This window comes from Stenotrophomonas sp. UBA7606, assembly GCF_002477705.1.
Lineage (GTDB): Bacteria > Pseudomonadota > Gammaproteobacteria > Xanthomonadales > Xanthomonadaceae > Stenotrophomonas.
Genome location: NZ_DLJW01000071.1, coordinates 23,652 through 33,892, shown reverse-complemented (window position 1 = coordinate 33,892; position 10,241 = coordinate 23,652). Strand labels below are relative to the sequence as shown.

The following is a 10,241-nucleotide window of genomic DNA, read 5'->3' as shown; positions in this document are numbered from 1 at the left end:
TTCGGGTCTTCAAACACCGGCGGATCATTCACCGGTGTTACGGTGATGGTGACCTTACTGGTGGTGGTCCCGCCTTCGCCGTCATCAATGACAACGGTAAACTCATCAGTGCCGTTGTAGTTCGGAGCCGGCACATAGCTGTACTCGCCGGTCTCAGGGTCGATGGTAACCGTGCCATTCAGCGGGGGCTCTCCGATCACATACGTAAGCTGATCACCATCAGCGTCAGTAGCGGTGATCTTGCCGTCGATAGCGGTGTCTTCCGGCGTAGTGACCTCATAGTCGCCTGAGTCCGGATCGAAGCTCTGGCCGGGGATATAGCCCGGATCACCGGGCTCCAGACCTTCGTTGGGATCCACCGGCACTGGCAGGTCATTGACCGGAGTAACGTCAATATTGACGGTGCTGGTGCTGCTGCCACCATGACCGTCCGTTACGGTGACGACAAATGCGTCTTGACCGTTGTAGCCAGGCTTCGGCGTATAGGTGTACTCGCCGGTCTGTGGATTGATTGTAACCGTGCCATTCACCGGCTGCGTAGTGACGGCATAAGTCAGCGCATCACCATCCGCATCAACGCCAACAACACGACCGCTCACTGGATCATTCTCCGCGACAGTGTGCGCGTAATCCGGCGATTCTGGCGGCCGATTGCTGTGCTTGTCATCGTCGCCATCGTCGACTGCTGCATAGACAGCACCTGCACCGACAAGCGCCAGTGCGGCGATTGCCCAAGCCGGCAGGCCTGCTGCGGGCGGGACAAACCCAGCGGCAGCGAGGTCTTCCTGGATTTCGGCAAAGTGGAAGTCAGACCAGGGACTGGTGTACTGCCCCCACCAATGCACGCCTTCCACATCTTCCAGAACCAGGTCACTACGGTGACCTTCATCGTCTTGAACGAAGAAGCCGCGAATGGTCAGCGTGCTGCCATCCTTGAGGACAATCAGGAGGTCACTACCGACCTGCTCGAAACGCTCAACCGTCTCGGGACCGACCTTGATCTTGACGATGCTGGGCTGGGCGAGCGCCAAATCCCCAGAATCAACAACCGCAATTTTGCCGGACGACTTGGCGATGACTTCCGTATTCATGCTTTCCCTCGTTATAAGACTTCTGAAATTTTTTCACCGACTCAAACCACTACCCCGTGCATCAAACCGCGAAGGCAGGTCACAGGCGAAGACATCACTTATCAGCACACTGCCACCACCGCCGACGGTCGGTAGCGCAAGTAAAAAACCACCGTTTGGCTGCAACGTTGGCGTTGAATTCGAAACGGACGACCAGTGCGTATAACGCCCTGTACACCCCTCAATGGCTGACTCCCGCGAACAAAGGCCCTGCAGGAGTTGCACTCAGCGGTGTTTTCCACGGCGATACCCGCCGCAGCGTCATACCTGCCCCCTTTCAAAACCAGGGCGGTGCGCCATATGCCCAAAGGCATGATGTCGTCCACCGCAGTACCGTCCATTGCCAAGATGTGCAGCAGAAGACACCTTGCGGAATGCGCTTCTCCTGCCCCCATTCTCCCCGTGAACGAAAAAGCCTCTGGCTTGTACGAAACACGTGGAAAGCAAAGGCAATCTAGGTTTGCACCTGGAGATCATCAATCCCGAGTTACTCACCTTTGCTCACATTGCGTGAGCAAGGCAACGCCAGCATGCAACTGCTATCGCATCGGCCTGGTTTTCGTGGAAACTCTCGGTCCTGCAACCTTCAGACGACTCCTCACAGAGAAGCGTGTCCGCAAAGAGACGAAGCGATATGCCTGTCAGGGCTCAAACAGGTACCCGGCCCCTCTCACCGCCTGCAAAGGCAGCGCCTCCCCCGAGTTCTCGATGCACTTTCTGCGCAGGCGATAGATCAGCATCTCGAGCCGATGCGGATCAAAGCCGTCGGCATCAGCTGTCAGATTCTTTATCAACGCCTCACGGGACACTGGCACATTTGGAGTTGCCACCAGCATCCTCATCACTTGGCGCTCGGCTTGATTCAGGGTCAATGCGACGCCCGCAGGCGTCAAAAGAGCCCAACCATTCCTGTCCAGGACCCATGTACCAGGATGTGCTGCTTGAGACTCATGACCCACACGCCGTTGATGGACGTTACGTAAGGTTTCAATCACCTCATCCATCTCCGTCGGCTTCACCAGGTAGGCATCTACGCCGGCACGCAACCCTCGCAGGCGCTCCGAAGTCGTTCCCTGCCCGGTATACATGACGATTCCCAACGAAGGCGAAAGGCCGCGCATATGCCTGGCAATATCGATACCATCGTCATCCGGCAAACCCACATCCAGAAGAACAAGGTCAACTGGGGATCCAGCCCACATGCGATAGAACTGCAATGCGCTCGCAAGCCCGATAGCATCGAACCCAGCATTTCGGAGAATAGGAACCATGATCTTCTCCCGAAGCTCTTCGTCATCTTCCACAATTGCGAGGCGCGGCAACAAGGTCATCTTCTCGGGGGCGGTTCCTTGCATCATCATATCGAATACTGCAGGACTGTATCGAGGCAGTCCTGCCGGCCTGGGTCCACTGCCTTTCCAGAATTCGCCTCAACCTTAAGGCAGCTTCAGGAACCGACGGCGAGAGGAAGAAGGATCCTCACGGTTGTGCCACGCTTCGGCTGAGTATCGAACTCGACCTTGCCTCCCGCTTGCACAATCATGTCGCGTACGACGGACAAACCCAGGCCAGTTCCCATACCGCTGGGTTTAGTCGTAAAGAAAGCTTCAAATGCCTGCATGCGTACGTCTTCTGACATACCAACTCCATCATCGGAACATGTCAGGGATACCCAAGCCGCATCTGATCTTTCTGCTTGGATGTGGAACGTTCCGATGTCGGCGATCGCGTCCCGGGAGTTCGCGGCAATGTTTATGATCGCCAATCCAAAGTGGTCGACATCCATGCGCACGGGCAATGCGCTATCCGCGCAATCCAAACCCAGCCGAACCCTTGATCCGAACAGTTGCTTAAGCATCGGCAGCAGCTCCTGCAGCAAAAAGCGCACGTCAAAAACTTCGGGGTTCGCAACCTCTTGCCTGCTAAAGTTCAATAACTTACGGCTAATAGCCAAAGCCCGCTTGGCCGCGATATCCACCGCCTCCATCGCATCGTAGAGTGCTTTTGTCCCACTATCCGCCAGACTATCCCGCTGTGCGGCATAACCAAGGATGATACTCAAGACATTATTGAAGTCATGCGCCGCACCACTGGCAAGCCGTCCAATGGCCTCCATCTTTTGTGCATGGATAAGTTGGCCACGCGCGCGCTCTCGTTCACGGGTTTCCTCCTGGAGCTTCCTATATGCCAGTTCAAGCTCGCGCCCACGGGCATTCGATTCATCCAAGCTATGACGTAGTGCAGCGACAGTCCGATCAAATATGATCGCGATGATCAACCAGACACCGGCCAGCGAAAGCGCCTTACCCAATCCACCTATTTGCATAGCACCTGCGCCGAGAGCTGCACGCGAAGAATCCACAATCAGCGTGGCTATCAGTACCATCAGTAACATTGAGAAAGTCAGCCACAATGCCCGTCGGCCCAGAATCAGGCCACCAAGCGCCAGCAAGATAATCGGCATTGGATCGAACGGAAGGCCAGCAACCCCGGTTGCGACGTAACTTGCCGCCATGGATAGCAGCACAACGGCAAGAAACAACCGCAGGCTCCAACGGAAGCGCCCTGTTCGAATCAACCAAACTCCCGTCCACATCGCAAGCGTCATCAGCACATCGGTTGAGAGATCTACGACCAGGACTCTCAAATTGGCTACAGGCCCAGACCACTGACCACTAAGCACTGCATACAGGAACAGAGACTTGTTGAGAGGAATGAATATTCCGAGAAATATCAGCAGCACTTGCAGGAATGGTGCATTGCGCCTATCAACGGGGTCGTCAACCGGAGCGCTGATGAGCCATCGCTTGAGAATATAGAAAATATTAAAGCGTTTGATAAAAGAGCCTACCTTGCTGCCTTTGAGGATCGAATTCGGCTGCGGCTGCGCTGCCCGGACGCACTCCGCCATGTTCTCCATCATCCTCATCCGCCGAGATCGAAGCCCTCCTAGAAACGCAGAACCGCCCCCTCCTCCCTACCTCCACGGCAGCCCGCTTCCGGAGGAACCCAGCGTTCGATCTTCAAGTCCCTGCCCAAATATCTGGCTATTCGCCAGAACGCAATTACCCGCAATCACTTGAAACGCAAATTGCCCCCCTCCTCCCTACCTTCGTATCTAGCGAAGGGAGAGCAAGAGGAGGGACCTTTCGCTGAGCCGAAAACGACAACCGTCACCCGCAGCTCCCAGGTGGTGAAATTGCGTTGGCGGCTGGTTAGAATTGGTGACAAAGACGATCACTTCCGCGGACGAGGGCAAATGAGTGTCACTTTAGACGCCAACATCTGCCCGCCCCTCTTCGAGAGATTTCTGGGCGAGCAGCGCCCGATGCTGATCAGCTTTCTGCGTGGACGCGGGATTTCCCTGGATGATGCCCAAGACATCGCGCAGGAGAGCCTCTATAAGTTGACACGCTATCGCGACTCCCCAGTCGAAGCCCTGAAGCCGCTGCTGTACCGAATCGCGCTCAACGCGCTCCACGATTCTCGGCGCCGGCAGCCCCCCCTCCATCAGACATCCCTTTCCGATATGGAACTCCAGGTCCATGGCATTTGGGACGAAATGCCACGTCCGGAACAATGGGCTGAAGACAGAGAGGAGCTTGCGCGTGTCCGAGCCGCGATCAGCCGTCTTCCCGAACGCTGCAGGGAAATCTACCTGCTCAATCGTATTGAAGGAATGAGTTACAGCCAGATCTCGAAACATTGCGACATCTCAGTCAAAACGGTCGAGAAACATATCGGGAAAGCACTGAATGCGTTAAGGAAGCTGCTCTCCGATCAAACACATCCTGTGAGCGTATTGGAGCAGCGCCCGTGAACACTACGCCCTCGCCTCTCCAAGATTTTCCCTCTTCGGCGGCAGATTGGCTGGCACGCCTGCTGTCACCCGAATGCAACGCGACTGATCACGCTGCTTTCGAGGATTGGCTGGCCGTGTCCCCACAAAACGTACTCGACTACGCTGAGGCTGAACACATTCACCAGCTGACCGGGATACTGAAAGCGGATCCAAGGCTGCGAGAGATGACGCCGGCCCCCGCCAGCCACGTGTCGATTGCTCGACGCAAGCGCACCGTGCACCGTTCCTTTGCCTGGGCTGCGGCCCTGCTTCTCGCCGTATGCGGAGGGCTCTGGCTTCTCACTGATTCTCGAACCACCTCGTCCCCGACCGAGTATGCGACGGAAGTCGGCAAGCAGCGCCATCTCGACCTTCCGGACGGATCCACCCTGCTTCTGGATACCAACACCCGCATCCAAGTGTCCTACCAACCCGCGAAGCGACATGTCACTCTACTGAGAGGGCAGATCCAGGCCAATGTCGCGCACGATGGAAATCGCCCCTTCGTGGTGACCTCGGGAATCGGCAGCATTCGTGCGTTGGGCACTGTCTTCCAGGTAAAGCAGCTGGATGACGGCACCTCTGTTGCGTTACTGGAAGGGCGCGTGATTGTAAGCACGGAAGCCGGCCCCCACCGTGATGCCATTGAGCTGCGTCCAATGCAGGAGCTGACGTATGACGCGGAAGGGAAACTTGAGTCTCCCCGAACCATTGAACCCGATCACGCGGAGAGTTGGACACAAGGACGCCTTGTTTTCAAAGAAGAGCGCCTGGCGGACTTGATAGCGGAGTTCAATCGATACTCCAGTGACCAGCTGGTACTGTCCCAGAGCGAACTTGGAGAGATCAAGGTCAGCGGTGCATTCAATGCCAGCGACCAGCCTGCGCTGCTCTCAGCCCTTCGCGAGGGATGGGGATTACAGGCGCAATCCATCGGCAACAATCGGATCGAGTTGTCTGAGCTGCAGCAGTAGGGCCTCGGGCATTGCGTTATGACGATCATTTCTTGCAGCAAATGCCGCCTGACGGCATTGCTTCGTGGTGCCGTCAGGGAAAGCTTGGCTCGGCTGCTTCTTCTGGCATCTTCGGCAATTGCCACGCAGGGCGTCGCCGCAGAGCAGGCCCGCGCTTCCGCCCCTTCCAGGTATGAGATCGGCGCGGGCACACTTGATGGGGCGCTGCAGTCCTTTGCGCACCAATCAAGGGTCCAGCTGCTCTATTCGTCCGTGCTGGTGCGCGGCAAACACAGCGGCGGTTTGCATGGCAATCACACCGTTGTTGCCGCACTCGCACGGCTGTTGGCCGAGCACGGATTGACGGCGGTCGCCGTGGACTCCAACACTTATCTACTGCGAAGCATCAGGAGGCAGGTACCTGCGGTCAGTACAGTGAGCACTCCGGAAGCGGTCGTTGATGCGGGCGTGGCCGAGCTCGCCACGGTCACCGTAACCGGCACGCGCGTACCGCAGGCCTCTCTTGAGTTGTCTGTCCCGTTGACCGTCATAACAGCGGACGACATCGAGCGTAGCGGGCAGGAAACCCTCTACGCCCTGTTAGGTGAACGCCCTGGGCTGGTGAGCCATCACCCCATAAGCGTCTCCAGCGAAGGAAGAAACTACCCAACCGTCGTTGCCTCCAGCGCCAGTCTCTATTCACTTGGCCCCAGGGCAACGCTCTTTCTATTGAACGGTAAGCGCATCGCTCCATTCGGGCTCGCTTCCAACGACCTCGGGGGGCTCGTTGATCTGAACAGCATTCCTTTGAGTTTCATTGATCGCATTGAGATCCTGCGCGGTGGCGCCTCTGCAATTTATGGCGCGGACGCTATGGCAGGGACCATCAACATCATCCTGAAGAAAGATCATGAGGGAGGAGAGGCCACATCACACCTTGGCATGTCACAACGAGGAGACGCGCTGTCACATCAAGCGTCGGCAATCTTTGGAGTGCGAACACAGACGGGCGGGCATCTATTGCTTGCGGCGGATACATCTTCGCAGGACGAACTCGGTGGCGACCGTCGTGATTGGCACACCAATAATCGTTCCCGATTCGGGCTACCTGACGATCGACAACTCATCGGCTTCTCGACCCAACTCGGAGTTCCTTTAGGCTCACTTCCGCAATGCCAAGCCACGGGAGAGAACCCAGACTCTCCCTATTGCCGTTTTGACTCCGCTAGATACCGAACATTGCAGCCCGCGACAGAAAACAGATCCGTATACATCCGGTGGGCTCAGGACCTGGATAACTCCACGTCACTTTATTTCTCCGGCCTGCGGACGCAGAGCGAACAGGCACTGCAGTCCTCTCCTGTCTATGGTTTTCTCCGAATCAACCCCACTCATCCGGACTATGCACTGGCTCCGGCTCCGGGCTCGGATGTCAACTACGCCTTCTATGAACTCGGGGCCCCTAGAAACCGCACCATCAGCGTCACCAATGACGTATCCATCGGCATGGACGGGTTGGCTCTCGGATGGAACTGGGACATCGGCCTCTCTCATAGTGAGAGTCGGGTGCGTAGTGCGACTGATAACATTCTGCTTCGGTCGAAGTTGGCGGAAAACATCAATCACCTCCGCCTTGATGGATCGGACAATAGCGCGTTCGCAAACGCGATAAGGGACTCCATTCACCCCACTGGATACTATTCAGTCAGCACGCTGGAAGCCACGTCGGACCGTCCGTTGTATGAAGCCTTTGATTTGGCTGCACAGATCGTGGTCGGAGCAGCAGTCACTTTCACCCGGCGCCGGAGCACCCCGGACCCCTTACAGGTCAATGATGAAGTTGCACTGGGTTCCACAGTCGTTGAGCCGTACAACCTTCATGGCCGCGATTCCAGCGTTTTCGCCGAACTGACTTTGCCATTGCATCGGACGCTGCAGGTCGACTTGGCTGCGCGCATGGATCATCACCAGGGTTTCAAATCCAACACATCACCACGGCTTGGCTTCAAGTGGACTCCAAGTCGAACCTTTTTGGCACGCGCCAGCTTTGGCAAAGGCTACCGGGCACCCAGCCTGAATGATGCACGCGTGCCGTTCGATAGCATGACCCAAACCCTGTCAATGCGCGCCACTCCCCAGCTGATGCCCTGCATCCAGGTTGAGCCGGGGCGATGCCGTGTTGAGTACGGTGTGGGCAGCAACCCAAACCTGCGCGCCGAGTTTTCGCGTAGCCGGACCCTCGGCGTGGCCTGGGCCCCAACGCATGCATTCAGCACGAACCTGGACTGGTATCAGGTTTCACGCAGCGACGAATTCGGCATTGCAGATGCTTTCAGCTATCCCTCCCTTTTCCCGGATGGCCTTGTTCGCAACGCCGAGGGAGTGCTCTATCGTGCCAATCGCTACCTGGCCAATATCGGCAGATCCGAGACCCAAGGATGGGAACTCGAGACCAGCTATCTAATTCGGCACGATGACCTTGGCGAACTTCGTTTCCGCGTGGCTGCACACCATCTCAACAAGTACATCACTTCGACCATCGTCGAACCTGAGCCCGTCGAACGCGCCGGACATGAAACGCCCAAGTTGAACTTGCTAGGAGACGTGCAATGGCGGCTCGGCCACTGGGCTACGACCTTGACCGTGCGCCATTTCGGCTCATCGTTTGCCTATTCCGCCAACGAAATTTGCCCGAAGGAGAATCGTGATGTCGGCAAGTGCAGAAATCCTTCCGGCACGCTTTTGGGCCTTAACGTTCGCTACTCAGGTCCGGAAAATTGGTCTTATGCGCTCGTTGTCAACAACCTCCTTGATAGCCGCCCCACGAACTATCGCTTTTACACCGGAGGCTACAATGCATCCGTCGACGACGTTTACGGACGCTACTTCACGCTCGCTGCGACATATCGTTTCTGAATCTGTTTTGTTGCAGTTCCAGTGCACACTCTGTTGATTCACGTCGCCTCTACCCAAAGTTGTAGTTCCAGGGCGTACAAAGATCCTCGGCGATTACGAGGAAGATCGTTACCATGCAAACATCCCCTCGCGAGGCGTACAGGATGGTAACTCTCGCAGCGCTTTCTCCATGCCGGGTTGCCCGTCCTCGCCTCCGTTTTCGATCTCGGCTGGAGCCAGGTCGAACCTCCGGCTGGCCATGGCCACCGTCGTCTTGCCTTGATCTCAACGACCCGTGCCAATTTGCGCCAGGCGGTCCAGCGCTTGATCTCTTCTTCCATCATTTCTCGCATAGGTGTCTCGTGAGACATCGGAACAAGTCGCGTGAGATATATTGCGAGCCCACATCGTGTGCGCTTCAATAAACCGACATTTGGACCCTGCCCTCCTCGGCACCCTGCCATACAACCAACGAACAGGAACCTCCTGCATGCGACTGAGCCAGCTGATGATTTGCCTTGCTGTCGTTACCTTGAGCCTCCCGGTTCTTGCGCAGACCCCTCCAGATGTCACGGATCTGGTCGGAGCACGCGGAGCCGGTGGCGAAACGCAGCTGCTGTCCCGCGGCTACGAGTTGCGCGACTCCAATATCGTGGGTGAACAGCGCTTCAACTTCTGGTGGAAAGCCAAGAACTCACAGTGCATTTCCGTCGCCACCGCCGAAGGGCACTATGTTTCCATCCAGTCCGTTCCGGCCGCGAACTGCGCCGAGGCCTCGACGGCCGATCAGTCACCCAGCGCAACATCGTCACAGCACAGCAACTCCCTTGTACTGATCTGCTACGGCGCAGGTACCCGGCCGACCGTCAAGACCGAACCGACGTATGCTTGGGACAGCAAGGAGCATAAGTGGAAGTCCCGCGACACCGTTCACAGCAGTGCTGAAGGATTCAACAGCGATGTGCAGATTGAGCTTTACGGCGATCACGCCCGCATCCATCTCAGCGAAGGGCTGGTACCTCCCATCAACTCGGGCGGCGACCATGGCTGGTGGGAACTGGACGACCTTCAGGTCGCGCCAGAGGTGATCACGGCGGGCTATCGCCTCAATGGCATGAACAAGCCGCGGCTTAACGTCGATCGCAGATCCGGCCATATCACCATCCAAGGCGGGACCAGCTTCGCCGGCCAATGCGACATTGGCAATTTTGGCGGTGGGCAGCGTCGGTTCTAACCCAAGGGTAGACGCTCACCACCGGTAAAGAAGGACGGTCACTCCGCTTACTCCCCACCGTGAATATGGCAATAGGGCATCGTCGCATTAAGTCTCTCCATTCTCCGGCGACAGTTCGGCAAATAGTTCGTCACCAGAACCCCGGCCGCGCGACCCGCGACCTGCGGGCAGTGTCGCCATGACATTGA

General features: G+C 57.0%; 7 protein-coding genes. 4 read left to right on the top strand and 3 right to left on the bottom strand.

The genetic code is table 11. The features are described from left to right. The 3 genes from B2527_RS09640 to B2527_RS19585 form a co-directional block, all read right to left on the bottom strand. On the bottom strand, window positions 1-1,091 hold a 1,091-nt coding region (locus B2527_RS09640), incomplete at its 3' end, for a tandem-95 repeat protein (protein WP_293708805.1). A 680-nt stretch (window positions 1,092-1,771) separates the two neighbouring features. Further along, window positions 1,772-2,491 carry a response regulator transcription factor gene (locus B2527_RS09635; protein WP_293708803.1) on the bottom strand — a complete coding sequence of 240 codons (720 nt, stop codon included), beginning with the start codon at window positions 2,489-2,491 and terminating at the stop codon, window positions 1,772-1,774. An 86-nt stretch (window positions 2,492-2,577) separates the two neighbouring features. Then, a complete protein-coding gene (locus tag B2527_RS19585; protein WP_414717057.1) occupies window positions 2,578-2,916 on the bottom strand; it encodes a sensor histidine kinase in 339 nt (112 codons plus the stop codon). Between the two features lie 1,473 nt (window positions 2,917-4,389). Between B2527_RS19585 and B2527_RS09625 the strand changes: the two genes are divergently transcribed. From B2527_RS09625 to B2527_RS09610, 4 genes are all read left to right on the top strand, one after another. Further along, the gene (locus B2527_RS09625) at window positions 4,390-4,950 is read left to right on the top strand and encodes an RNA polymerase sigma factor (protein ID WP_293708799.1); all 561 of its coding nucleotides are present in this window, start codon (window positions 4,390-4,392) and stop codon (window positions 4,948-4,950) included. Next, a complete protein-coding gene (locus B2527_RS09620) occupies window positions 4,947-5,945 on the top strand; it encodes a FecR family protein (protein WP_293708797.1) in 999 nt (332 codons plus the stop codon). Before B2527_RS09625 ends, B2527_RS09620 begins: the two co-directional genes overlap by 4 nt. Before the next feature lie 18 nt (window positions 5,946-5,963). Further along, a complete protein-coding gene (locus B2527_RS09615; RefSeq protein WP_293708795.1) occupies window positions 5,964-8,840 on the top strand; it encodes a TonB-dependent receptor in 2,877 nt (958 codons plus the stop codon). Window positions 8,841-9,309: 469 nt separating this feature from the next. Then, entirely contained in the window at window positions 9,310-10,053 is a 744-nt protein-coding gene (locus tag B2527_RS09610; RefSeq protein WP_293708793.1) for a hypothetical protein, read from the top strand. Window positions 10,054-10,241 lie beyond the last annotated feature (188 nt).

Bases quoted from the DNA above. Each gene is read 5' to 3' on its own strand.
- B2527_RS09635 (WP_293708803.1), bottom strand. From the start codon at position 2,491: ATGATGATGCAAGGAACCGCCCCCGAGAAGATGACCTTGTTGCCGCGC.
- B2527_RS19585 (WP_414717057.1), bottom strand. From the start codon at position 2,916: ATGGATGTCGACCACTTTGGATTGGCGATCATAAACATTGCCGCGAAC.
- B2527_RS09625 (WP_293708799.1), top strand. From the start codon at position 4,390: ATGAGTGTCACTTTAGACGCCAACATCTGCCCGCCCCTCTTCGAGAGA.
- B2527_RS09615 (WP_293708795.1), top strand. From the start codon at position 5,964: ATGACGATCATTTCTTGCAGCAAATGCCGCCTGACGGCATTGCTTCGT.
- B2527_RS09610 (WP_293708793.1), top strand. From the start codon at position 9,310: ATGCGACTGAGCCAGCTGATGATTTGCCTTGCTGTCGTTACCTTGAGC.